The organism is Chelatococcus sp. GCM10030263, from assembly GCF_042666455.1.
Classification (GTDB): domain Bacteria; phylum Pseudomonadota; class Alphaproteobacteria; order Rhizobiales; family Beijerinckiaceae; genus Chelatococcus.
The window spans coordinates 158,690-181,092 of record NZ_JBHTDB010000009.1; the positions used below are offsets into that span (position 1 = coordinate 158,690).

The 22,403-nt window shown below is 65.4% G+C and carries 21 protein-coding genes; 10 read left to right on the forward strand and 11 right to left on the reverse strand.

Annotation, left to right across the window (positions count from 1 at the left end; translation table 11 throughout):
* Nucleotides 1-239 precede the first annotated feature (239 nt).
* Nucleotides 240-1,139 carry a LysR family transcriptional regulator gene (locus ACFQU1_RS19605; RefSeq protein WP_378135799.1) on the reverse strand — a complete coding sequence of 300 codons (900 nt, stop codon included), beginning with the start codon at nucleotides 1,137-1,139 and terminating at the stop codon, nucleotides 240-242.
* A gap of 205 nt (nucleotides 1,140-1,344) precedes the next feature.
* Here ACFQU1_RS19605 and ACFQU1_RS19610 point away from each other — a divergent pair, with 205 nt between their 5' ends.
* The 4 genes from ACFQU1_RS19610 (at nucleotide 1,345) to ACFQU1_RS19625 (ending at nucleotide 5,914) form a co-directional block, all read left to right on the forward strand.
* A complete protein-coding gene (locus tag ACFQU1_RS19610) occupies nucleotides 1,345-1,659 on the forward strand; it encodes a DUF1127 domain-containing protein (protein ID WP_378135801.1) in 315 nt (104 codons plus the stop codon).
* Nucleotides 1,660-1,922: 263 nt separating this feature from the next.
* Nucleotides 1,923-3,221 carry a CynX/NimT family MFS transporter gene (locus tag ACFQU1_RS19615; RefSeq protein WP_378135803.1) on the forward strand — a complete coding sequence of 433 codons (1,299 nt, stop codon included), beginning with the start codon at nucleotides 1,923-1,925 and terminating at the stop codon, nucleotides 3,219-3,221.
* A 281-nt stretch (nucleotides 3,222-3,502) separates the two neighbouring features.
* Complete coding sequence (locus tag ACFQU1_RS19620) at nucleotides 3,503-5,506, forward strand: BCCT family transporter (protein WP_378135805.1); 2,004 nt, start codon at nucleotides 3,503-3,505, stop codon at nucleotides 5,504-5,506.
* 66 nt (nucleotides 5,507-5,572) lie between these two features.
* Entirely contained in the window at nucleotides 5,573-5,914 is a 342-nt protein-coding gene (locus ACFQU1_RS19625) for a hypothetical protein (protein ID WP_378135807.1), read from the forward strand.
* A gap of 88 nt (nucleotides 5,915-6,002) precedes the next feature.
* On the opposite strand, the gene ACFQU1_RS19630 is transcribed toward ACFQU1_RS19625, so the two are convergent.
* The 4 genes from ACFQU1_RS19630 to ACFQU1_RS19645 form a co-directional block, all read right to left on the reverse strand.
* Nucleotides 6,003-6,206 (reverse strand): hypothetical protein, encoded by a 204-nt coding sequence (locus tag ACFQU1_RS19630; protein WP_378135809.1) that lies wholly within the window; start codon nucleotides 6,204-6,206, stop codon nucleotides 6,003-6,005.
* Nucleotides 6,207-6,338: 132 nt separating this feature from the next.
* Nucleotides 6,339-8,234 carry an AAA family ATPase gene (locus tag ACFQU1_RS19635; RefSeq protein ID WP_378135811.1) on the reverse strand — a complete coding sequence of 632 codons (1,896 nt, stop codon included), beginning with the start codon at nucleotides 8,232-8,234 and terminating at the stop codon, nucleotides 6,339-6,341.
* The gene (locus tag ACFQU1_RS19640) at nucleotides 8,231-8,746 is read right to left on the reverse strand and encodes an ABC-three component system middle component 5 (protein WP_378135813.1); all 516 of its coding nucleotides are present in this window, start codon (nucleotides 8,744-8,746) and stop codon (nucleotides 8,231-8,233) included. The genes ACFQU1_RS19635 and ACFQU1_RS19640 overlap by 4 nt, the downstream gene beginning before the upstream one ends.
* A complete protein-coding gene (locus tag ACFQU1_RS19645) occupies nucleotides 8,739-10,640 on the reverse strand; it encodes an ABC-three component system protein (protein ID WP_378135815.1) in 1,902 nt (633 codons plus the stop codon). Before ACFQU1_RS19645 ends, ACFQU1_RS19640 begins: the two co-directional genes overlap by 8 nt.
* 229 nt (nucleotides 10,641-10,869) lie before the next feature.
* On the opposite strand from ACFQU1_RS19645, the gene ACFQU1_RS19650 reads away from it, so the two are divergent.
* On the forward strand, nucleotides 10,870-11,175 hold the full coding sequence (locus ACFQU1_RS19650; RefSeq protein WP_378135817.1) for a hypothetical protein: 306 nt from the start codon (nucleotides 10,870-10,872) through the stop codon (nucleotides 11,173-11,175).
* Between the two features lie 36 nt (nucleotides 11,176-11,211).
* Nucleotides 11,212-12,423, forward strand: a complete 1,212-nt coding sequence (locus tag ACFQU1_RS19655; protein WP_378135819.1) for an NAD(P)/FAD-dependent oxidoreductase — start codon at nucleotides 11,212-11,214, stop codon at nucleotides 12,421-12,423.
* A gap of 165 nt (nucleotides 12,424-12,588) precedes the next feature.
* Here the strand turns inward: ACFQU1_RS19655 and ACFQU1_RS19660 are convergent, their stop codons facing one another.
* The 4 genes from ACFQU1_RS19660 to ispH all read right to left on the reverse strand — a co-directional run bounded on the left by ACFQU1_RS19660 (nucleotide 12,589) and on the right by ispH (nucleotide 16,333).
* Complete coding sequence (locus ACFQU1_RS19660) at nucleotides 12,589-13,767, reverse strand: site-specific DNA-methyltransferase (protein WP_378135821.1); 1,179 nt, start codon at nucleotides 13,765-13,767, stop codon at nucleotides 12,589-12,591.
* A 115-nt stretch (nucleotides 13,768-13,882) separates the two neighbouring features.
* Complete coding sequence (rnhA, locus tag ACFQU1_RS19665) at nucleotides 13,883-14,386, reverse strand: ribonuclease HI (RefSeq protein ID WP_378135823.1); 504 nt, start codon at nucleotides 14,384-14,386, stop codon at nucleotides 13,883-13,885.
* The gene (locus ACFQU1_RS19670) at nucleotides 14,383-15,348 is read right to left on the reverse strand and encodes a homoserine kinase (protein ID WP_378135825.1); all 966 of its coding nucleotides are present in this window, start codon (nucleotides 15,346-15,348) and stop codon (nucleotides 14,383-14,385) included. Before ACFQU1_RS19670 ends, rnhA begins: the two co-directional genes overlap by 4 nt.
* Nucleotides 15,349-15,352: 4 nt before the next feature.
* Nucleotides 15,353-16,333, reverse strand: coding sequence for a 4-hydroxy-3-methylbut-2-enyl diphosphate reductase (gene ispH / locus ACFQU1_RS19675; RefSeq protein ID WP_378135827.1), 981 nt, complete (start codon nucleotides 16,331-16,333; stop codon nucleotides 15,353-15,355).
* A gap of 116 nt (nucleotides 16,334-16,449) precedes the next feature.
* On the opposite strand from ispH, the gene ACFQU1_RS19680 reads away from it, so the two are divergent.
* Together ACFQU1_RS19680 and ACFQU1_RS19685 are read left to right on the forward strand one after the other, a co-directional pair.
* Entirely contained in the window at nucleotides 16,450-17,106 is a 657-nt protein-coding gene (locus ACFQU1_RS19680; RefSeq protein ID WP_378135829.1) for an HAD family hydrolase, read from the forward strand.
* A 63-nt stretch (nucleotides 17,107-17,169) separates the two neighbouring features.
* Nucleotides 17,170-19,047 (forward strand): monovalent cation:proton antiporter-2 (CPA2) family protein, encoded by a 1,878-nt coding sequence (locus tag ACFQU1_RS19685; protein WP_378135831.1) that lies wholly within the window; start codon nucleotides 17,170-17,172, stop codon nucleotides 19,045-19,047.
* 12 nt (nucleotides 19,048-19,059) lie between these two features.
* On the opposite strand, the gene ACFQU1_RS19690 is transcribed toward ACFQU1_RS19685, so the two are convergent.
* Nucleotides 19,060-19,767, reverse strand: a complete 708-nt coding sequence (locus tag ACFQU1_RS19690; RefSeq protein ID WP_378136777.1) for a FadR/GntR family transcriptional regulator — start codon at nucleotides 19,765-19,767, stop codon at nucleotides 19,060-19,062.
* A 113-nt stretch (nucleotides 19,768-19,880) separates the two neighbouring features.
* Nucleotides 19,881-20,939, reverse strand: coding sequence for an A/G-specific adenine glycosylase (gene mutY, locus ACFQU1_RS19695; RefSeq protein WP_378136779.1), 1,059 nt, complete (start codon nucleotides 20,937-20,939; stop codon nucleotides 19,881-19,883).
* Between the two features lie 78 nt (nucleotides 20,940-21,017).
* On the opposite strand from mutY, the gene ACFQU1_RS19700 reads away from it, so the two are divergent.
* Both ACFQU1_RS19700 and ACFQU1_RS19705 read left to right on the forward strand, forming a co-directional pair.
* Nucleotides 21,018-21,536: a DUF721 domain-containing protein gene (locus ACFQU1_RS19700; protein ID WP_378135833.1), complete on the forward strand. Its 519-nt coding sequence runs from the start codon at nucleotides 21,018-21,020 to the stop codon at nucleotides 21,534-21,536.
* A 149-nt stretch (nucleotides 21,537-21,685) separates the two neighbouring features.
* Nucleotides 21,686-22,336: a DsbA family protein gene (locus ACFQU1_RS19705; RefSeq protein WP_378135835.1), complete on the forward strand. Its 651-nt coding sequence runs from the start codon at nucleotides 21,686-21,688 to the stop codon at nucleotides 22,334-22,336.
* Nucleotides 22,337-22,403 lie beyond the last annotated feature (67 nt).

Sequence of the window (22,403 nt, forward strand, 5' to 3'; positions counted from 1 at the left end):
GTATATTTGATATATAATTATATGAAATTCGTCGTCTATTTGAAGACGAGCCTGCCTGATCATTGTCCGAGCCGCCGGAATCGCGGAAATTTCTTTCAATGGGATACGCTTGTCCCGCGCCATGTTCGGCAGCCGAATGAGAAACCTTGAGGTGCACCCCGGCGCGGGGCGCTCTTTCAGGGCGAGAGCGTCAAGGCCGGAATTCAGAGCGTAGCACGGCCGCGGCAGACGCAGGTTCGCTATTCCGCCGCTGCGACCTCGACATAGTAGCGCTCGCGGCGCAGGTTATCGAGGCTCTGCACGATGTGCTCGGCCAGAGCCGCGCTTAGGTTCGACGCCGCCCGCTGGTTGCGCACGAGGCCGATCTTGCACGAGGGCAGGGCGGGAAAGCCGTCCGAGGGGCCGAGCACACGCATGCCCGGTCGCACCGCGCTTTCCGGCAGGACCGCGACCGCGAGACCCGCAAGGACCGCAGCCCCCACCGCGGTGGAATTCCAGCTCGAATACAGCACCCGGTAGGGCCTGCCAGCGACCTCGAGCGCCTCGGCGGCGCTTTGCCGCCAATTGCAGGTGGAGCGCCCGAGCGCCAGCGGAATCGGTGTCTCCTCGTGGATGCAATGGCGCATCGAGGTCACCCATAGCAGCTGCTCGACGCGCACAACCTCGGCCAAATGCTGGCGACCCTCGATATGGGTGATGATCGCCAGATCGAGGTCGCTCGCCTGGATCCGTTCGAGCAGGATCGGCGTCGGCTCGCAGACGACCGTTACCTCGACCTTCGGGTTCGAGCGCGAGAAGCGGGCGAGAATTTCCGGAAGATAGCGGTCCGCATAATCGTCCGGCAGGCCGAGGCGCACGCGCCCGACGAGATCGGCCTCGCCGAAGCTCGCAAGGCATTCGCGGTTGAGCTGGATGATGCGCCGGGCATAGTCCAGAAGCCGCTCGCCTTCCTCGGTCAGGCGCGAATGCCGCCCGTCGCGCTCGAAGACGGGAATGCCCAAACGCTCCTCGAGCCGCTTCATCTGCATCGACACGGCCGATTGCGTCTTGTGCACGGCCTCGGCGGCGCGCGTGAAGGAGCCCGTATCGGCAATCGCGACGAAAGTCTTGAGCTGGTCCGTGTCGAGAAGGTGAGACATGGGAGCCTCCGGCATTCCTGACGTCATTCAATCATAATCCATGATGAATTCAATTCAAAACATTCACTGGGATGATTCGTCGCTCTGCAGTATATTCATCGCTGTTCCAAGATCGTGACCAGGCATCTCGACCCGCTCACCCGGCCTCGCCCCGAGGCGCGGCAGCGCTCGGCTGTGCGGTCACCCCAGCATAAGGGATTGAACCATGGGCGAGATCGTTTGTCCAAAGCCCAATACCTTCGGCCATCGGGTGTCGGAGGGGCCCTCCAGCCTCCGTTCCTGGATCGAGCGGCTGCGCATTCATACGGCGAGCGCCTTCATCGCCCGCACGGTGCGCGCCATGCGGCACCGGCGCGAGGTGTGGCAGCTTGCCGACTATGACGAGCGGGCCTTGCACGACATCGGCCTCGTGCGCGGCGACGTTCTCGGCGCGCTGTCGGAGCCCTTGCACTGCGATCCTTCCGTGATCCTGGCGGAACGGGCCGAGAAACGGGTCCGCCGGCCGATGCGCCGCCCATGAAGGACGGGCGACATACTGCCGGCCGATGGGCTGACATAATGCATAGCGATCGAACGGGCCGTTGATATCAATCACCGGCCCGTTCTTTTTTGGCCGATCGTCCCCGGTGGGTGATCCCTTCAGGCGAGGCAAGGCGGCTGCGCATCCCGCCAAAAGTCTTCTTGTGCGGCGCCGGTTGCCGTCTTATTGGGCAGACGCCACCACTGGCGGCCGAACTGCCCTTCCCGTCGCCGAGACGAACGCCAGCCCGCGAAAGCCTGATCATGACCTCAAAGGTGACGGCGCCGTCCGTTTCCTCCGCAGCAAATCCCGAGCCGACGCTCGCCGACGAACTCCTGCCGGAGGCCGAGCTCGTCGATGCCGCGCCGTTGCCGGAGGCGGGGCCGCGGCTGCCGCTGTGGTGGCTTGCGATCGTCCTGGTGCTGGTCTCAATCAATCTGCGGCCGGCCCTGTCGAGCGTCGGCGCGGTGCTGCAGGAGTTGATGCGCGACACCGGCGCGTCTCCGGTCTTCGCCAGCGTGTTGACGACGCTGCCGGTCGTCTGCCTCGGCGTCTTCGGGCTTTTGGCGCCGCCGCTCGCCCGGCGCTTCGGCACCGAGCGCGTCGTGCTCTTCATCCTGCTCGTCATGGCGGCCGGACTCGGCTTGCGGGTCTTTCCCAATTTCACCGCGCTCCTGGCGAGCGCCGTCATCGCCGGCGCGGCGATCGGCATCATCGGCGTGATCATGCCGAGCCTCGTCAAGCGCGATTTTCCGGGGCAGGCCAGCCTGATGACCGGCGTCTATACGATGGCGCTGTGCACCGGCGGCTCGCTCGGCGCAGGCGCCACCGTGCCGCTCGCTCGCGCCTTTGACAGCTGGCCAATGGCGCTCGCCTTCTGGGCGGTGCCGGCGGTGGTCGCGGCGCTCTTCTGGTGGCCGGCGATCCCGCGCCGGAAGGGCGAGATCAAGCGGCCGCATTACGTGGTGCGGGGCCTGTGGCGCGACGAGCTCGCCTGGCAGGTGACGCTCTTCACAGGGCTACAGTCGCTGCTCGCCTATATCGTCATCGGCTGGCTCGTGCAGATCCTGCGCGACCGCGGGCTCGAACCCTTGAACGCCGGCTTCATGGTCTCGGCCTCGATCCTGGCGCAGGTGCCGGCGGCGCTCATCACGCCGATCCTGGCCGCGCGCCGGCCCTCGCAGGCGGTCTCCGTCGTCGTCATCATGACGCTCGGCCTCATCGGCATGATCGGCTGCCTGTTCGCGCCGCTCAGCAGCATGCTCATATGGGCGGTTCTGCTCGGCATCGGCCAGGGCGGCAATTTCGGGCTGGCGCTGCTCGTCATCGTGCTGCGCTCGCCGGATTCCCATGTGGCGGCGCGGCTTTCCAGCATGGCGCAGAGCGTCGGCTATACGCTGGCCGCCGCCGGCCCGCTGCTGACCGGCCTGCTGCACGACTGGACGGGCGCCTGGGACAGCGTCGCCGTGCTCTATCTCGTGGTCACCATCGTCGGCATGGCGTGTGGGCTCGGGGCCGCCCGCCCGCGGCATGTGGCGGTGACGGCGGAGCAGGCGGGGTAGGAAGCGGGTTGGGCGGGGTGTCGGGTCGAGCGTGCTAACCGACCCAATCCGTCCAGGCGGATCTTGAGCCCAGGCACCCGATCCTCCCGCCGAGGGAGCTCGCTTTCGAGCCCCTTTTGCCCGCAAGGGGAGGCTGCGCTCTTGTCCGCCGCAATTGACGCCGGCGCCTCACGCCTTGTTGTCTGCTCCGACGGCATCTGCAATCGAGAGTGAACGTTGCCGGAACTCGGCCGTTATTCCGGTGTGCACCGTCGCGCTGGGTACCGTCGGACGAGGTCTTCATGTTCGGACTGGTGATCAATCCGCCCGTGTTCTTTGGTTCCGTGGCCGTTACGGCCGCCTTTCTCGGGATCGGCGTCTTCTTTCCCGGACAGGCCGAAGCGATCTTTGCCGCGGTACAGAGCTGGATCCTCGATTCCTTTGGCTGGCTCTACCTGCTGTCCGTCGGAATCTTCATCGGTTCGGTCATCCTCTTCGCCGCGAGCCGCTTCGGCAATCTGAAGCTCGGGCCGGATGAGTCCACCCCCGATTTCCACTACATGTCCTGGGTGGCCATGCTCTTTGCGGCGGGCATGGGGATCGGGCTCATGTATTTCGCGGTGGGCGAGCCGATCACGCATTTCACCGCTCCTCCGGAGGCCGATCCGCGCACCATCGCAGCACAACGCCAGGCGATGAGCGTGACCTTCTTCCACTGGGGCTTTCATGCCTGGGCGATCTATGCCGTGGTGGGCCTGTCGCTCGCCTATTTCGGCTATCGCTACAACCTCCCGCTCACCGTGCGGTCGGGCCTCTATCCGTTGCTGAAGCATCGTATCGACGGGCCGATCGGGCACGCGGTCGACATCTTCGCCATATGCGGCACGCTCTTCGGCATAGCAACGTCCCTCGGCTTCGGCGTTCTGCAGATCAATGCCGGGCTCAACCATCTCCTGGGGCTGCCGAATGCCGTCTCCGTCCAGCTCATCCTGATCGCGGTCATTATCGCCGTCGCGACCATCTCGGTCGTGACCGGCGTGGACAAGGGCATCCGGCGATTGAGCGAGCTGAACCTGATCCTTGCGATCCTGCTCATGCTCTTCGTGCTGGCGGTCGGTCCGACGGCGCAGCTCCTGCGGGATTTCGTCCAGAACCTCGGCTTCTATCTCGACTCGATCGTATTGCGGACCTTCAACATCTACGCCTACGAGCCTCGGCCCTGGATCGATGCCTGGACGCTCTTCTACTGGGCCTGGTGGATCTCCTGGTCACCCTTCGTCGGCATGTTCATCGCCCGGATCTCCCGCGGCAGGACGGTGCGCGAATTCGTCGTCGCCGTGCTCTTCATCCCGGCGGGTTTCACCTTTTTCTGGATGACGGTCTTCGGCAACACCGCGCTCTATATCGACACGACGGTGGCGAACGGCGCCCTGTCCACTGCGGTGGCTGCGGATCTGTCGGTTGCGCTCTTCCAGTTCTTCCAATATTTGCCGCTTCCCTCCGTCACCTCTTCGCTGGCGGTCTTGCTCGTGGCGGTGTTCTTCATCACCTCCGCCGATTCCGGCTCGCTGGTCGTGGACACCATCGCTGCGGGCGGCGCCACCGAAACCACGACGGTTCAGCGCGTGTTCTGGTGCGTGCTGGAAGGCCTGATCGCGGCCGTGCTTCTCATGGCGGGCGGACTTGCAGCGCTGCAGTCGGCGACGATCGCCACCGCGCTGCCCTTCTCGCTGATCATGCTGGTTCTGATCTGGTCGCTCTTCAAGGGGATGCAAGCCGACCTTGCGCAGCGGCAGGTCGGCCACGGGGCGATTCAACCCCACGCCTCTCCGGCCGCCGGGCTCACGTGGCAGCGCCGGCTGGGGCTGATCATGAACGCCCCGACCGAAAAGGAGGTGACCGAGTTTATTGCCAAGGTCGTCACGCCGGCGCTGGAAAAGGTGGCGCAGGAGATGGAGACGCGCGGCCGCTCGGCGTCCATATCCCGCGAGGACGGCGAGCATTCCGTCTCGCTCACCGTTCCCGCCAACGGCGTGCGCGATTTCGTCTACGGCGTCCAGCCGGCTGCCTATCGGCTGCCGGCCTTCTCGGCGCTCGAAGCGGCCCAGGGAGACCTGCGCTTCGAGGCACGCACCTTCTTCAGCGACGGCAGCCGCGGCTACGACCTCATGGGCATGGCGCAGGAGCAGATCATCGCCGATGTGCTCGGGCAGTTCGATCGCTACCTCCAACTCATCCAGTCGCCGGAAGCCTCGCTGGTGATCGCCGCGCCGGGGCATGTGCCGGACGTGCCCGCGCGCCAATAGAGCCTCCAATATCATGGGGAGGCGAAATCCGGGCGCTGCCGGGAGGAAACCTCGGGCACCATCCTCATGACGTCGGCCGCGTCGGAGTCGGCTGTTGCGCCGCTCGGCAGCATGCTCATCGGGGCGATCCTGCTCGGCATCGGCCAGAGCGGCATTTTCGGGCTGGCATTGCGCGTCATCGTGCTGCGCTCGCCGGATTCCCATGTGGCGGCGCGGCCCCAGCATGGCCCAGTGGGCTACAGGCTGGCAGCGGCCAGCCCGTTGCTCACCGGTTTGCTGCACGACCGGACGGGCGCCTGGGACAGCGTCGCCGTGCTCTATCTCGTGGTCACCATCGTCGGCATGGCGTGTGGGCTCGGGGCCGCCCGCCCGCGGCATGTGGCCGTGACGGCGGAGCGGGCGGACTGATCGGCCCTCAGCCACGGACCGCCCTCGACCGCCAACGGCGGCGCTGATGCCTTCGCGCGCCATCATAGCGGCCCCGGTGGTTTGCGCGTCAGCCTCGGCTGGTGCGCAAAAGCTCCTCGCGCTGGGCCTTCAGCCGCTCCAGGTCCTCCTCCTGCTCGGCGATGCGGCGCGACATCTCCTCCTCGTCGGCGGCGCCGGAATAGGCGGCCGCATGCTCGATCAGCTCGCGCAAATTCTCGCTGACGATCGCGATGCGCTCTTCGATCTCGGCGAGGTTTTGGGCAGATGACATCGGTGACCTCCTGTGGCGGACCGACGGCGGCTCGGCCGGCGCGCGGGTGCGGAGGCATTATAGGGCAGATTGGGGTGGGGCACTGCATAACCACCATTGCCGCGCCGCTATCGAGCCTCGCACGTCGTGCCGTTAGTTTAACGATCGGGCCGCCCGCGTATAGCGCCTGCCCACGACAAGATCGGGCCTGTCAAGTTCCGGCGCGATCTTCGACGTCGTGAAAATGATCTGATGCGGCAGATCAAATTGGGCGGACTTTCGCAGAATTAATCTCTGAAAGTTCCACGAACGCTCTTCGACCATTCCCTTATCCTCAATGTTGTCGAACAGCATCCATCGCGGAAGTTTGAACTCTTTGTCGATCAGCGAGCTAGTGAGCATCCCCAAGGCGAAACTGTTCTTCAAAATGACCATGCCGCTGGCGCTTCCGGCGCGGTTTTTTTCACCGTTGATCGCTACCCAGTCTTCGGTGAACGAGAACGAGACGTGCTCGATGTCGCCGAAGTCGCTGTGCTCCTGCAGATCCTGGTCAAGCAGGTCCTTCGTCTGCCTCGAGACCAATGTGTAGGCCGAAAGCTTACGTGTATTCTGGGCACGCTGGATCGCCTCGATCTCACCTTTCAGCCTACTGATCCGATGGTTTAGCTCTTCCTTCGCGATGGAGGCGGCGTCGATGCGCCGGGAGAGTTCGAGCCGTTTCTGAAGCCCCTCGAGTTGGCTGTCGATGAAGCCGATCTTTCGGCTCAACTCGGCGATCGCGCTTTCGCGCCCGGTGACGGCGCCCGCGCGGTCGAACTCGACCGCCGAGGTCGCGCGTCGCAAGGCTTGCCGGGCGACGCGCAGCGCGGCCCGCTTCGCGGAGAGGTCGGCCTCCCGGTCGGACTGAAGCGCTTCAGATTCCTTCAACTGCATCTCTAGGTCCAGGCGAACCGCGAGAGTCCGGGAGTCCTCTTCGCCGTCTGTGCGCTTGGCGTTACAGAGCTGGCAGTGTCCGATTTCCTTCGGTTCCACAGGCGCGAAGCAGGATGGACAAAACTCAAACGCGAGATGTCCGAGCGCAGCGAAGGTCAAAGCGGCGTCGTCGAAGTCTGAAATCGATTGCTTTAGATGCTTGATAAACTCCTCTGAGTCCGCAATCTCGTATTCCAGCGTCTCGATCTCGCTCTCCAGGCGCGAGACGTTGCGACGCGCGACGTTGTATGCCTTGGCGTTCTGTGACCGAAGGGACTGTACTGTGGCATGATCGTCAGGATCGACCTGCGGCGCAGTCAGCACTTCGATCGAATTCAGGAGCGCAGTTCTTTCCTCGTCCATCTGTGCGATCGCAGCGGTGATGTGCTCAATGAGAATGTTCTCGCCGTAGCCGGAGGCGACCGCCACGAGGCTGCGATAGTTCGTGACCGCCTCTTTGTATTTCTGCTCCGTCTCCCTCAAATCGATTTGTTTATCGAATAGGTCATAGCCGCCAATCCCGAGAAGGAGATCGCCGACGGCTTGTCGCGTCTGCCACGTATCGAAATTTTCGACCCGAAAGATACGCTGCACGGGGGTCAGTTGATCCACGTAGAGCAACCTAAGAATCTGATGCATCGTGATGTTGCTGGAGCCGTCGCTGATCGATTCCGGCAACCCTATGGCCTTGAACAACACCTGGCTGAAACTATAGCCGTGCTCCGGGCGACGATAAGGAAGGTGCTGCCAGCTCTCCATCGCGGCGACCAAGCCATCGTTCATGCAGCCGAAGAAGATCGACATGGGCCGAGCGGGATCTATCGAGACCTCGCGCCTTAACGTGAGTGTCCCGGAGGGAGTAGCGACCTGGAGGTATACCTTTTCGGCGCGCGACGCCGACTCCTTCCATTCCCGCAGATCTCCACCCAGCCCGAAAAAAATGAAGTCGGCGATGGACGATTTTCCGGATCCGTTCGAGCCGTGAATGATGTTCACGCCGTGATGAAACGCTTCGTCGTAGAGCACGTGCTGCCCTCGCGTGACGAGCATGCGTTCGATCTGAAGCGATGCGATCATGTCACCGGACCGCGCGACGGCAGACCGGCTCGCCGGACAAGTCCTTGGCTGCCAGACATGGGCAGAACGCCAAGCTCCTCGACTAGGAACCGCATCAGTGGCTCGGCCGCCTCGTTCTGGGCTATCGCGTGCCGAAGAAGTTCGGCGGGCGCCTGCGAGCGGTCGATACTGGCGTTGCGGTAGCGCAGATCCTCGCGCTTCAGCACGCCGAGTCCCGCCAGACGTTTCACCGCCGTTAGCTGATAAATCTGCAGATCCTGCCAGACCGAAGCGGTGCCAGGGAGGCGCACGAAGGTCTTTGTTGGCAGCTCGATCTGTAGGCGCCGGAGTCGGTCCCGCAACGCAGATGTCAGATTCAGTCGATGCAGTAATGAGGGAAACATTAGGAACATGTCGAGGATCCGAAGCTGCTCAAGTGGGATCGGCCCGCGTTTCGCTTCAAGCAGTCGGATCATGCGGAAGATGCAGTGATATGGGTCGCGCGAAGCGTACCAGACGCGATAGTCAGCCATGGTCCCACGCCAGATGGCAATTGCCCGCGAGGTAATAAAGCGCGCCGTCGACAAGCCCGGCAGTCGTCGGCTCGTCCTTTAACGAGTTAAGTGCTGCGCAGGGGGAGATCACGTCGTTCTGGATGATTCCGTCGATCATCGCATCGCAGGCTCCAGCCGCTATCGCGCGTGTCACATGGCGATTGAATCGACTTTCGACCTCCGACATCAGGCGCGTGTAGCGCGTCACCGCCGCCGGCTGAGCGATGTGGCGCCGCAGTGCCATGTTGAACCGCTCCTTCTTCCGGTTCGCGTCGCGAATGGCGTAGCCCCGCCCAACATCGGTGAGCTTTTGCGCCAAGTCGCGACGATCGTCTTCCGCGACGGTCGTGAAGAATTTGTAGTCTTGCAGGACGTCAGCAGACAACCCCTCTGGCGCGTCCGCCGGCAGGCTTTCGCAGAGGAGCGCGTGACCGTCCGTTTGGGAGCTTCCGTAGGGAGATCCCGCGACGCCTGCGCTTGAGGGCGAGCTGTTATCCTTCAGCAGCTTACGGATCAGCGCGCACACCGATTTGAAGACCGGCGACATCTCGCTTTCCGGCTTGCAAATCTGAATGTGGTCAGACTGAACGGGGATTGGTTCGCTGCCGAGCACGCCGGGATTGGCCGTCACCTTGTCGACGATGTGAACGCCATTGGTTTTCTCAGTTTCGTAGTAGGAGCGGACCGTAATGGATTGGAGATTAGCATTGGAGCGGAAATAATCGTTCAGATCGACCAGGAAGTCTTCGCCATGGACGAGTTGCTTGACCTGCTTGGTCATGAAACGGTGGAGTAGTTGATCGAGCGCCGAAGCCAGCGACGCTCCCTGATGGGGCGTGCCCAGGAAGGCGACCCCGACGACCGAGCGGGCGAGATCTTTGTAATCTGGGTCAGCGGATTCCGCACAGCGGCGCAGCATCTGTTTCACTATCAAGCCACCCAGACTGTGGCAGATGAACAGCGCGTGCGGTGCTGCGTGCTCGCGGCTCAGCAGAGCGTCCGCCAGCATCAGGGCGAGGTCGTGGAGAGAGGCACCGGCGCCAGTCAGGAATCCTGCGAGCTTCTTGGAGTCGAAACCGAAGCTGAACACTCGGCAGTTCGGAAACTTCGCCGCCAACCATCGCGGCCAGAAGCTCTTCGGTCCGGTTTGCCAAGTCTCGATCGGGTCTCCTCCGAGCCCATGGACGAAGAAAATGTCAAGGGCGGACGAAGCCGGCGACGCGAACGCGCCGTCCGCAAAAATTTCAGTGATCCCCTCAGACAATACCTGCGACCTCCCCCCAAAGGTGCGTGGATTATGTGATAAATGCCTGCCGTTTTCCAAGGACAATCTGAAGCTGTACAAGATAAATTCGTCGCACCCGCCCGCACCTAGATCGCCACATGGCAGTGCTGTCCGGCTCGCGACGAGCACGCCCTTGGGAAGGCCCCCCTCCCCAAAACACAGGCGCGGCCTCCGCCCGTTCCGCGCCGAGTTCGGCTTGTCGCTACCGTTGGGGAGCATCATCATGGTGAAGCGGCCCAGGCGCGTTCTGTTCTCCAGCCAGCAATGCCTCGTCTCGGCCGCGCTCCCGATGGCCGCGCCACCCTGCCGCGCATGCGGTTCTGGCGATACGGCGCTCTGCGTGTTCCGCCATACGCGCAGCGTTGGCCCTCTGGATGAATTCCGCGACGAGGAATGCTCAGGGCCGCTTTGCACAAAGAAGCGGAGTTCCTGATCCGATTGAGAGAGGCGGCGGGCACTTGTGGCGCGACTGCGGAGTGGCGTTCGGCCGGTCGGGAGTCTAGGCTCGAATGCCTGCCAGCACGAAGGGCGCGCCGCATGCCCCGCTTTCTCGCCGTCTACACCATGAAACCCGAAGACCTCGTCCATCGCGGCCTCCGCTTTGGGTGAGGACGTCCGCACCGGCCTGAATGCCCGCTCCGTGAATATTTGCAGTCGGGAGCTGCCGGTCCGCTCCCCGCCCCGTTCCGGAGATGTGGAACTCGGGTTGCGGTGACCACCTGGCGCGCTCCGCCGCCGACCGTCGCGCCCCCTCCCCAAAAAGAACTGCGCAGTTTCCGCCCGTTCCGCGTATAGTTTCGCTATCGCTGGAGTTGGGATGAGCATGACCATGGTGAAACGGCCCGCGGGACGTGTTCTGTTCTTCAGCTTCCCCTTACTGTTCAGTCCCCTCCTCCTCACCGCTGCCGCGCATGCGCAATCCGTGCCAGGGACGCGCGACAAGGTGATGGCCGCGCTCCCGAAGCTCGAGGACATGGCCCGACGCCTGACTGAGAGCAATCAGGTTCTGGGCCTCTCCATTGCCGTCGTCTACCGGGACGAGGTCGGAGAGAGAGGCGACCGCGGTAAGATTGAAGATCTGAATGATATGGGGCTCGGCGTGCTGGAGCGTACCGCACCTTGAGCTCAGCATCGGCCGCAAGTTGCAGAGGAGCGCCGGATGTCCAAGAAAATCGTGGTGGTCGGTGGTGGTTTCGCGGGGCTTTGGAGCGCGGCCAGCGCCGCCCGGGCACGCGATCTTTTTGGCGTACAGGATGAGCTGGAGATCGCGCTCGTCTCACCCGATCCGTTCCACACCATCCGCGTGCGCTGCTACGAGGCCGATCTCGGGCCCGTGCGGCTGCCCCTCGATGAGGTGCTCGCGCCGATCGGCGTCGCCCGCATCGAGGGGCGGGTGACGCGCATCAACCCCTCCGCCCGCACGCTGGCGGTGGAGGGCAGCATGGCGGATCTCGCCTATGACCGGCTCATTCTCGCACCAGGGAGCACGCTGGCGCGCCCGCCCATTCCCATCACCGGCGAGACCTTCGACGTCGACAGCTATGCGGGCGGCGAGCGCCTGGCGGCGCATCTCGCCGCTCTCGCCGCCGGCCCGCGCGACGAAAAAACCGCAACCGCCGTGGTGGTCGGCGGCGGCCTCGTCGGCATCGAGATCGCCTGCGAGCTGCCCGCCCGCCTGCGCGCCGCGCTCGGGCCGGATGCGGCCGTGCGGGTCGTCATCGTCGACCATCGCGAGATAGGCGCCGAGATGGGCGAGGGGCGGGGGGTGATCGACAAGGCGCTCGCGGCGCTCGGCGTCGAGACCCGGCCGCGCGCCCTCGTCGCCAGTGTGGACGCGGGCGGCGTCGCCCTTGCGGATGGGGAACGCATCGCCGCCGCCACCGTGGTCTTCGCCACCGGCATGCGGGCAAGCCCGCTGACGGCCGATCTCGGCGTCGCATGCGACCGGCTCGGCCGGCTTCCCGTCGATCAGTTCCTGGCGGTGGAGGGTGTAGAGGGCGTCTTTGCGGCCGGCGATTGCGCGAGCGCCGCTGCCGATGACGCCGGGCACAGGACGGTGATGTCCTGCCAGCATGCGCGCCCCATGGGCCGGCTCGCCGGGCATAATGCGGCCTGCGATCTCATGGGCCGCCCCGACGAGCGCATCCCGTTCTTCGCACCCGATTATGTGACGATCCTCGACCTCGGACCCATGGGCGCGCTCTATACGGCCGGCTGGGAGCGCGGCCGGCTCGTCGCGCAAGGGGCGGAGGCCAAGGTGACGAAGCAGACGATCAACGGCAGCCGCATCTATCCGCCGCGCGATGGCACCCGCGAGGCGATCTTTGCGGCGGCCGCCCCGGTCATCCAGGCCCGCCCGGCGGTGACGTAGCGGCTAAACCGGCTTCCGATCAAAAGGGATTCGCTGAAAACGCCTCCGTCACCCCCGGGCTTGTCCCGGGGATCCCGATAAGAAGCGCCCTACGAATCGGGATGGCCGGGACGAGCCCGGCCATGACGATGGAGATTTCCGCAGGTCCGACCGGCCGCTTTCGGGCTAAGCCGCCTCTGCCAACCCGGCGCGCATCTGGCCGCGCAGATCGTCGAGCGGAATGCGCCGGCCGTTGCGCTCCAGATACCAGAAGGTCCAGCCGTTGCACGACGGGAAGCCCTGCACGAGCGCGCCGATCTTATGGATCGACCCGACGGCGGGGCCGGCGCTCAAGGTGCCGTCGGCGCGCACGGTGGCGTGGTGGCGGCCGGCATTGTCGGTGACCGTCTCGCCGGGGGCGACGAGACCCGCCTCGACGAGCGAGAGAAAGGGCACGCGCGGCTCGGTGCGCTTGGCGGGGGCGGCAGCGATGGCGCCGGGGTCCAGCCTGCGAACGCCGGCGATGCGCTCGCGCGCCGCCGCCGCATAGGCCGGGTCGCGTTCGAGGCCCACGAAATGGCGGCCGAGGCGCTTGGCGACGGCGCCGGTCGTGCCGGTGCCGAAGAAGGGGTCGAGCACCACGTCGCCCGGATTGCTCGCGGCAAGCAGGACGCGGGCGAGCAGCGCCTCGGGCTTCTGCGTCGCGTGCAGCTTCTGGCCGGAGGCGTCCTTCAGGCGCTCCTCGCCGGTGCACAGCGGGAAGAACCAGTCCGAGCGCATCTGCACGTCCTCGTTGCCGGCCTTCAGCGCTTCATAGTGGAAGGTATAGTTCTTGGCGCCGGCGTCACGCGCCGCCCAGATCAGCGTCTCATGGGCATTCGTGAAGCGCCGGCCGCGGAAATTCGGCATCGGATTGGCCTTGCGCCAGACGATGTCGTTGAGGATCCAGTAGCCGAGATCCTGCAGCGACGCCCCGACGCGGAAAATATTGTGATAGGAGCCGATGACGAAGAGCGTGCCGTTCTTCTTGAGAACACGGCGGCAGGCCGCGAGCCAATCACGGGTGAACGCGTCATATTCGGCAAAACTACTGAACTTGTCCCAGTCGTCGTCGACCGCATCGACGAGACTGTTGTCCGGCCGCGTGAGCGCGCCTTCAAGCTGCAGATTATAGGGAGGGTCGGCGAAGATCAGATCGACGCTCTCGGCCGGCAGTCGGTTCAGCGAGGCGATGCAATCGCCGACAACCACTTGGTCGAGAGGAAGCGAAGCAACCTCAACCGGTTCCACCGATACCCTCGCCCCGGTACGCGAGACCTTTATCCGGGGCGAGGTACCAGCGGCATCGGTACGCATAATACCCATGACGCGATAATCCGGTTACGCAACTGACGCTCCGGAGAATGGCGCATTGAGGTAAAAATCGGGTTAGCTGAAGTATTTCGCAGTGTCCCGTTTTGGGGCTGCAAATTTTGCCGGGTCAGGCGCTCTCTTTGCCTCGCACGGCCCGCACGGGCTTGAAGGGCGCCATGCCGGCCCGCGCAAGGGCATCGACCCGCTCGTTCTCGGCATGGCCGGCATGGCCCTTCACCCAATGCCAGTTGACCTGGTGTCGGGCCTGGGCCTCATCGAGCCGCCGCCAGAGGTCCTCGTTCTTCACCGGCTTCTTGTCGGCGGTGCGCCAGCCGCGTCCCTTCCAGTTGGCGAGCCATTGGGTGACGCCGAGGCGCACATATTGCGAGTCGGTATAGAGGTCGACCGCGCAGGGCCGCTTCAGCGATTCAAGCGCCGAGATCGCGGCCATCAGCTCCATGCGGTTGTTGGTGGTCAGGGCTTCGCCGCCGGAGAGCTCCTTCTCGCGGCCCTTGTAGGCGAGCACCGCCCCCCAGCCGCCAGGCCCCGGATTGCCGGAACAGGCGCCGTCCGTATGGATGACGACGCGCTCGCCGGCGCCGCCCGCTGCCTCCTGCTCCGTCATGGTCATCGCGCGAGCCCATAGTCGCGCGCATCGGTGACGTGGCGGTGGAAGCCGAGCCGGCGGTCGTATTCGAGCGGGTCCTTGGGCTTCACCAGCGCGCCGGGCGGAACGTTCAGCCAGTCCACCAGCCGCGTGAGCATGAAGCGCAGCGCCGCCCCGCGGCAGAGCACCGGCAAGGCCTCCACCTCCCGGTCCGTCAGGGATCTCACCGTCTCGTAGCCGCCGATCATCGCCCGGCCCTTGGTGACATTGAAGGAGTTGTCGGCCTCGAAGCACCAGGCATTCAGGCAGATGGCGAGATCGTAGGCAAAGGCATCGGTGCAGGCGAAATAAAAGTCGATGAGGCCGGAAAGCCTCGGCCCGAGAAAGAAGACATTGTCGGGAAAGAGGTCGGCATGGATGACCCCCTGGGGCAGGTCCGCCGGCCAGTTCGCCTCAAGCGCGCCGATCAGATCGAGCGTTCGCGCGGTCAAGCCGCTCGCCACCCGCTCGGCTCCTTCTCCCGCCTGCTCGAACAGCTGCCGCCAGCTCGCGAGCGACAGGTTGTTCGGCCTCGCCAGCGCGAAATCGGCGCCGGCCTGGTGCAGGGCCGCGAGCGCCCTGCCGACCTCGCCGCAGTGGGCCGCGGTCGGCCGCTTCACCGAGACGCCGTCGAGGAAGGTGACGATCGCCGCCGGCCGGCCGGCGAGCCGCCCGAGCGTCTCGCCCGTCATCCGGCGCACGGGCTGCGGGCAGATGAGACCACGCGCCGCCAGATGTTCCATCAGGCCGAGGAAGAAGGGCAGGTCCGCCTCGCGCACGCGTTTTTCATAGAGCGTCAGGATGTAATGCCCACGCTCGGTATGCAGCATGAAATTGGAATTCTCGACGCCCTCGGCGATGCCCTTCACGGAGAGCACCTGGCCGATGTCGTAGCTGGCGACGAAAGCCGCAAGCTCCTCGTCGCTCACCTCGGTATAGACGGCCACGCAGCTACTCCGCCGCCTCTTCGCGCAGGGCGCGGGGGAGGGGAAAAAAGACGCTCTCGTCGGCAGTCGAGACGGTCTCGACGGTCACCTCGAAGCGCTCGGCGAAGGCGTCGATGATCTCCTCGACGAGGATTTCCGGCGCGGACGCGCCGGCGGTGAGCCCGAGGCTGCGGATCCCTGAGAAGACCGTCCAGTCGATCTCCTCGGCGCGCAGCACGAGGCGCGCGATGTGGCAGCCGGCGCGCTCGGCGACTTCTTTCAGGCGTTGCGAATTCGACGAATTCGGCGAGCCGACGACGATCATCGCGTCGACTTGCGGCGCCACACGCTTCACCGCCTCCTGGCGGTTGGTCGTGGCATAGCAGATGTCTTCCTTATGCGGACTGGCGATCGCCGGGAAGCGGCGCTTCAGCGCTGCGACGATAGCCTCGGTATCGTCCACCGAAAGGGTGGTCTGCGTCACATAAGCGAGATTGTCGGCAGGGGGCGGCACCAGCCGCTCGACATCGGCGATGGTCTCGACGAGCGAGATGGCGCCGGACGGCAATTGCCCCATGGTGCCGACGACCTCGGGATGACCGGCATGGCCGATGAGCACGATGTGGCGCCCGCGCTTGTGGTGCACCTCGGCCTCGCGATGCACCTTGGTCACGAGCGGGCAGGTCGCGTCGATGCCGAAGAGCCGGCGCCGCTCGGCCTCGTTCGGCACCGCTTTTGGCACGCCATGCGCGGAAAAGATGACGGGCGCGGTGGTGTCCGGCACCTCGTCCAATTCGTCGACGAAGACCGCGCCCTTACGCTTCAGGCTCTCGACCACATATTTGTTGTGGACGATCTCATGGCGCACATAGACTGGAGGTCCATAGACCGTCAGCGCCTTCTCCACCGCGTCGATGGCGCGCACCACGCCTGCGCAGAAGCCGCGCGGCGCGCAAATCAGCACGGTCAGCGGCGGTTTGGCGGCGGGCGTTGGCGCGAGAGGCATTATCGATCCCGGTGGGGCTGTCGGCTGGATGTGGCGGCAGGGGCCACCTCCTGTCAAGACGAGCCGGGTGCGGGTAGAAGGCGCGTGTGCGTCGAAGGCGGCGTAGAAGGATTGGCATGACCGGACTGCGGCTCGCGATCTTCGACATGGACGACGTGCTCTGCGTCTATGATCGCGATATCCGGATAGAGGCCCTCGCCCGCTTGAGCGGACGTTCGCCGGACCAGATTCTGCGCGCGATCTGGCATTCTGGCTTCGAAGCATTGTCCGATGCCGGGCGCCTCGATGCGGCCGCCTATCTCGCCGGCTTCGGCAAACGGCTCGGCTATCCCATTACGCGCGCGGAGTGGGTATCCATCCGCAAGCTCGGCATGCGGCCCTCGCCCGAGGTGCTCGCGCTGGTGAGGCGGGTGAAGGAACGGGCCGAGATCGCGCTCCTCAGCAATAACGGCCTGCTCGCCGCGGAGGAGATGGAACGCCTCTTTCCCGAGCTCCCGCCGCTCTTCGGCGAACGCATCTTCGTGTCCGGGATGTTCGGCACCAAGAAGCCGGATCCGGCGATCTACCGGGCCCTCACGGCCCGGCTCGGCTTTGCGCCCGAGGAGGCCTTCTTCACCGACGACAAGCCGCGGAATGTGCACGGCGCGGAGACGGCCGGCCTCACCGGACACATCTTTCGCAATGTGGCGGGGCTTCGGGAAGCCCTTGTCGATCACGGGCTTTTGGCTGAAGAGGGAGCGGCGCCTTTGCCAATCCTTGCAGCGGAGCGCTAAGCTCCGCCAATTCCGCCACGATCGTGACTATCGTTCCCGTCCCAGCCCCGTTCCGAGTCCCCGATGGCCGATGCAGCCTCCCACGCCAGTTTTCTGCCGCCTGTATTGGTGTTCTGCGCCGCGGCGGTCGTCGCCGTTCCGATCTTTCGGCGGATCGGCTTCGGCGCGGTTCTTGGCTACCTCTGCGCGGGCCTTGCGATCGGGCCGGACGGGCTCGGCCTCATCAGCGAGCCGGAAACGGCGGCCGGCGTCGCCGAGCTCGGCGTGGTGCTCCTCCTCTTCATCGTCGGGCTCGAGCTCAATCTGTCGCGGCTCGTGGCCATGCGCCGCAATATCTTCGGGCTCGGTCTGGCGCAGCTCGCACTGACTGCCGGAACGGTGGTCGGTGTGGTCACCATGTCCGGCGTGGCGACGCGCGGGGCCGTCATCATCGGCCTTGCGCTCGCCTTGTCGGCAACGGCGATCGCGCTGCAGACGCTCGAGGAGCGTGGGGACCTGCGCACCCCCTATGGCGAGCGCACCTTCGCGATCCTGCTCTTCCAGGACCTCTCGATCGTCCCGATCCTCGCCCTGGTGCCGCTGCTCGCGACCGCCGAGGATCTCGGCGCGACCGGCGGCAATCTCATCACCACGCTGCTCGCCATCGGGCGCGCCTTCGCGGCGGTCGCGGCGGTGATTCTCATCGGTCGCTATTTCCTGAACCCGTTCTTTCGGCTGCTCGCCACGAGCGGTGCGCGCGAGGTGATGACGGCGGCGGCGCTGCTCGTGGTCCTCGGGTCGGCGCTCGCGATGGAAAATGTCGGGCTGTCCATGGCCATGGGCGCCTTCCTCGCCGGCGTGCTGCTGGCCGAATCGAATTTCCGCCACCAGCTCGAAGCCGATATCGAGCCCTTCCGCGGGGTTCTCCTCGGCTTGTTCTTCATGAGCGTCGGCATGTCGATCGATATCAACGTCGTCTCGACCCATGCGATGCTGCTCGCCTTAGCCGCGCCCGCCCTGGTGGTGGGCAAGCTCGCCATAGGCGCGATCGCCGGGCGCGTCTTCGGTGCCCCCTGGCGCGACGCCCTGCGCATGGGCGCGCTCCTCGGCCCGGCGGGCGAATTCTCCTTCGTCGTCTTCCCGCTCGCGGCCTCACGCGGCGTTCTCGACGAGGAGGTTGTGCAGGTGCTCACGGCCCTGGCGGCGCTGACCATGCTCATCGGCCCGATTCTCGCCAAGCTGCTCGACAGGGTGACGGATCGGCTCCAGCCGCCGGAGCTCGCCGAAGCCGCCGACCTCGACGCCTTCGCCGATGCGAGCGGCAAGGTCATCGTCATCGGTTTCGGCCGTTTCGGCCAAGTGGTGAACCAGCTCCTCCTCGCCAAGCACGTCGACGTGACGGTGATCGATCATAACGTCGACCGCATCCGCGAGGCCGCGCGCTTCGGCTTCAAGATCTATTACGGCGACGGCATGCGGCTCGACGTGCTGCGCGCATCGGGCGCGGCGCATGCCAGCGTGATCTGCGTCTGCGTCGACGATGCCGACGTTTCGCTCAAGATCGTCGAGCTCCTGCGCGCCGAATTTCCGGGAGCCGCGATCTATGCCCGCGCCCTCGATCGGTCGCATGCCATCGCCCTCATGCAGCAGGATGTGGATTACCAACTGCGCGAGACCTTCGAATCGGCCTTGTCCTTCGGTCGCTCGACCCTGGAGGAGCTCGGCTTCTCGCGCGAAGAGGCGATCGCCGTCCAGGATGACGTCCGCCGACGCGATGTAGCCCGGCTGATGCTGCAGAAGAGCGAGGGCCTGCTCGGCGGCGCCGACCTTCTGCATCGCGGCCTCGCCACCGAACTGACGCCCGAGCCGCTGACGGAACCGACCGCCGCGCCGCACGGCATCAATGCCGAGACGCGTGGCATCATCGAGGAGACCGAGGCGGACAAGGAGGCCGCTGCCTGAGGCGGCTTTCGGTCAATCTGCAGCAGCGAGGATAGGCGCCAGCAGCCGTCGGGCCGCGTTGGCCGCGTCGTCCGGCGATTGCTGAACGACGGCGTCGAAGAGGGCCCGGTGTTCCCGCAGGTCGGGTTGCGATCTCCTTGCCTTGCTGCCCGTCTTCGCGAGAGGCCCGCGCCTGTGGTGGGCGGCGCCGGATGCGTAGGCCTGGTCGATGGATGAAGCGAGCAGCCGGTAGAGTGCGCCGAGGGCCGCGTTATGGGAGGCATCGGCGATCGCGAGATGAAACGCCCGGAAACGCTCGTCGAAGAGCATGTCGTGCAGGTTCGCCGGCTGTTCGCTCAAGGCGTCGAGCGTGGTCGCAATCCGCGCGATGTCTTCGAAATCGCGGCGCTCGGCGGCAAGCCGCGCCACGGCCTCGTCGAGGACGAGACGTAGTTCCAGGCGGTCGCGGAGTTTCGCTTCGCCGATCCTGCGGATCGCGTCGGCCGGATCGTTGATATTGCTGACATAGGTGCCGTCGCCCTGGCGGACGTCGAGGATCCCGGCATAGGCGAGGACGCGGACGGCTTCCCGGACGGTATTCCGGCTGACTTTGAGTAAAGCGGCAAGATCGGCTTCGGTCGGCACGCGTGTACCGACAGGCCAGGTGCCGTTTTCAACTTCCGTGCGCATCATGTCGATGGCATCGTCGACGAGCGAACGGCGACGTACATGTGTAAGCATCTGCACCACCCGACCGCTTCCGCGGCATGTTGATCGGTTCAGTCGATCATCGGACGGGTCAGCTTAAGGCTGGGACAAAACGATAGACGGGATTTGATTGGATTATATCGGCTTTATGCCTTTCGACTGTCGATTCGTGCCTTGGCAAGCACTTTGCGCATCAGGCTCGGCAGCGCCTCCTGTCCGAGCATCGTGGCAGCCACCCATCGCATGCCCTCCGGCGCCGGCGTGTCCTGGGGAACCTCGGCGCGAAACACCGTGAGCTCCAGGGGAAAATGCGTGAAGACATGGCGGACCTGGCCGGCAAGCGCCGTCCAGCGCGCCGGCAGTGGCGCCGTATCGAGCACGCTGCCCGCCGGCTCGCCGGCCTGCCAGGCGCTGCCGGGCAGTTCCGCCATGCCGCCGAGCAGGCCCTCGGGCGGGCGCGTGCGCAGGAGGACGGCGCCATCGTCGCGCACCGCGACGAAAGCGGCCCCCTTGCGCAACGCGCCTTCCTTCTTGGCGGTCTTGCGCGGAAAAGTCTCGGCCGTGCCTTCGGCGCGGGCGCGGCAGGCCGCTTGCCAAGGGCAGAGCACGCAGGCCGGCCGTTTCGGCGTGCAGATCGTCGCGCCGAGATCCATGAAAGCTTGCGCAAAATCCCCGGCGCGCTGTGCCGGCACGAGCGCGTCGGCCAGGCGCTGGAAGAGGGGCTTTGCCTTGGGCAAGGGCTCCTCGACGGCATAGACGCGCGCCAGCACCCGCTCGACATTGCCGTCGACGGCCGCCGCCGGAATTTCGAAGGCGATGGCGGCGATCGCCGCCGCCGTATAGGCCCCGATGCCGGGGAGCGCCCTGAGCTGTTCGACATCGGCGGGAAAGCGTCCACCGTGGCGGGCCGTCACCACCTGTGCACAGGCATGGAGATTGCGCGCCCGCGAGTAGTAGCCGAGGCCGGCCCAGGCCTGCATCACCGCGTCCTGCGGGGCCCGCGCCAATTGCTGCACGCTGGGAAAACGGGTGAGGAAGCGTTCGAAATAGGGCTTTACCGCCGTCACGGTGGTCTGCTGCAGCATGATTTCCGACAGCCACACGCGATAGGCGTCGGGGTGCTCGCCGGGCTTGGCCCGCCAGGGCAGGTCCCGCCGGTGGCGGTCATACCAGGCGACGAGGGCGGCGGGATCGACGGCGGCCACGCCTTCGGGCTTCACGCCGGGAACGAGGATGTCTACCATGGACATTCTCTAGTCCGAGACGGTTCAAGGCGGCAATCCATGGCAGACCCGAATTCACCGGCTCGCCCCTTCAGGCCGTCGCGGCAGATGGTGAAGCCGCTCGCCGAACTCATCGACGCCTGCATCGCCCCGGTGCTCGCCAAACAGGGCTTCGCCGCCTCCGACGTGGTGCTCGCCTGGCCGGAGATCGTGGGGGAACGGCTTGCGCGACATTGCGAGCCCGTGCGCCTCGACTGGCCGGGCGGCTCGCGGCGCCGCTATGACGAGGAGGTCGAGCCGGCGACCCTGGTCGTGCGGGTCACGGGCGCCTTCGCCCTGGAGTTGCAGCATATGGCGCCGGTCGTGGTGGAGAGGGTCAACAGCCATTTCGGCTGGCGCTGCATCGGGCGGCTTGCGCTTCGCCAGGGGCCGCTGCAGCGCCGTCCGGTGACGGTGCCGACGATTCGCACGCCGGATCCGGCCGCGGTGCGCATGGTGGATGAGCGGGTCGCGGACATCACGGACGAAGGGCTGCAGGAGGCGCTGCGGCGGCTCGGCCGAGCCGTGCTCTCCGGTTGATAGGCATATCGAAGTCTCGCCATCTTTCCGACAGTTAATGCACGCATCCGTGAGTGGCGGGGCGCTTGCCAGCGCGCCTCCGCTCACTATAGGTGATGGTCGATCAGCCCTGCCGGCAGAAGGCCGGCGACTTCGAGGAGACTGCCGCAATGACGCTCAGCCGTCGCACCTTTGTCACCTGTGTGCTCGGCGCCGTTCTGGTGGGCTCCGGCGCTTTATCCGCGGTGCTCTCGCCGGCTTTCGCCCAGACCGTCTCGGCGGCCGATCTTGCGGAGCAGGGCCCGCTCGGCGACGTGGTTCTCGGCTCGCCCGATGCCAAGGTCACTATTATCGAATATGCCTCGCTGACCTGCACGCACTGCGCGCATTTCCACGAGACGACCTATCCGACGCTCAAGTCGAAATATATCGACACGGGCAAGGTGAAGTTCATTCTGCGGGAATTCCCGCTCGACCCCTTGGCGACCGCGGGCTTCATGCTGGCGCGCTGCGCCGGCAAGGACAAATATTACCCGATGGTCGATCTGCTGTTCGATAAGCAGGCCAATTGGGCTTTCACCGACAAGCCGCTCGACGCGCTGCTGCAACTCGCCAAACAGGCCGGTTTCACACAGGAAAGTTTCGAGGCCTGCTTGAAGGACCAGAAGACCTATGATGCCGTGAACTGGGTGAAGGATCGCGGCGCGGAGAAATTCGGTGTCAATGCGACGCCGACCTTCTTCATCAATGGCAAGGCCGAAAACGGAGCGTTCACGGTTGAGCGTCTCGACCAGCTTCTCACGCCTCTCGTCGGGGGGTGAGGCGCGGCCTTCGTCAGGCCGGCCGCGCCCCGATCCGAGCGGCTGCCCATGGGCAGCTGGTGATGTG

What these genes read in the sequence shown, in the direction of transcription:
- ACFQU1_RS19605 (WP_378135799.1), bottom strand. Translation starts at nt 1,139, where the DNA reads ATGTCTCACCTTCTCGACACGGACCAGCTCAAGACTTTCGTCGCGATT.
- ACFQU1_RS19610 (WP_378135801.1), top strand. Translation starts at nt 1,345, where the DNA reads ATGGGCGAGATCGTTTGTCCAAAGCCCAATACCTTCGGCCATCGGGTG.
- ACFQU1_RS19615 (WP_378135803.1), top strand. Translation starts at nt 1,923, where the DNA reads ATGACCTCAAAGGTGACGGCGCCGTCCGTTTCCTCCGCAGCAAATCCC.
- ACFQU1_RS19620 (WP_378135805.1), top strand. Translation starts at nt 3,503, where the DNA reads ATGTTCGGACTGGTGATCAATCCGCCCGTGTTCTTTGGTTCCGTGGCC.
- ACFQU1_RS19625 (WP_378135807.1), top strand. Translation starts at nt 5,573, where the DNA reads ATGACGTCGGCCGCGTCGGAGTCGGCTGTTGCGCCGCTCGGCAGCATG.
- ACFQU1_RS19630 (WP_378135809.1), bottom strand. Translation starts at nt 6,206, where the DNA reads ATGTCATCTGCCCAAAACCTCGCCGAGATCGAAGAGCGCATCGCGATC.
- ACFQU1_RS19635 (WP_378135811.1), bottom strand. Translation starts at nt 8,234, where the DNA reads ATGATCGCATCGCTTCAGATCGAACGCATGCTCGTCACGCGAGGGCAG.
- ACFQU1_RS19640 (WP_378135813.1), bottom strand. Translation starts at nt 8,746, where the DNA reads ATGGCTGACTATCGCGTCTGGTACGCTTCGCGCGACCCATATCACTGC.
- ACFQU1_RS19645 (WP_378135815.1), bottom strand. Translation starts at nt 10,640, where the DNA reads ATGGACGAGGTCTTCGGGTTTCATGGTGTAGACGGCGAGAAAGCGGGG.
- ACFQU1_RS19650 (WP_378135817.1), top strand. Translation starts at nt 10,870, where the DNA reads ATGAGCATGACCATGGTGAAACGGCCCGCGGGACGTGTTCTGTTCTTC.
- ACFQU1_RS19655 (WP_378135819.1), top strand. Translation starts at nt 11,212, where the DNA reads ATGTCCAAGAAAATCGTGGTGGTCGGTGGTGGTTTCGCGGGGCTTTGG.
- ACFQU1_RS19660 (WP_378135821.1), bottom strand. Translation starts at nt 13,767, where the DNA reads ATGGGTATTATGCGTACCGATGCCGCTGGTACCTCGCCCCGGATAAAG.
- rnhA (WP_378135823.1), bottom strand. Translation starts at nt 14,386, where the DNA reads ATGACCATGACGGAGCAGGAGGCAGCGGGCGGCGCCGGCGAGCGCGTC.
- ispH (WP_378135827.1), bottom strand. Translation starts at nt 16,333, where the DNA reads ATGCCTCTCGCGCCAACGCCCGCCGCCAAACCGCCGCTGACCGTGCTG.
- ACFQU1_RS19680 (WP_378135829.1), top strand. Translation starts at nt 16,450, where the DNA reads ATGACCGGACTGCGGCTCGCGATCTTCGACATGGACGACGTGCTCTGC.
- ACFQU1_RS19685 (WP_378135831.1), top strand. Translation starts at nt 17,170, where the DNA reads ATGGCCGATGCAGCCTCCCACGCCAGTTTTCTGCCGCCTGTATTGGTG.
- ACFQU1_RS19690 (WP_378136777.1), bottom strand. Translation starts at nt 19,767, where the DNA reads ATGCTTACACATGTACGTCGCCGTTCGCTCGTCGACGATGCCATCGAC.
- ACFQU1_RS19700 (WP_378135833.1), top strand. Translation starts at nt 21,018, where the DNA reads ATGGCAGACCCGAATTCACCGGCTCGCCCCTTCAGGCCGTCGCGGCAG.
- ACFQU1_RS19705 (WP_378135835.1), top strand. Translation starts at nt 21,686, where the DNA reads ATGACGCTCAGCCGTCGCACCTTTGTCACCTGTGTGCTCGGCGCCGTT.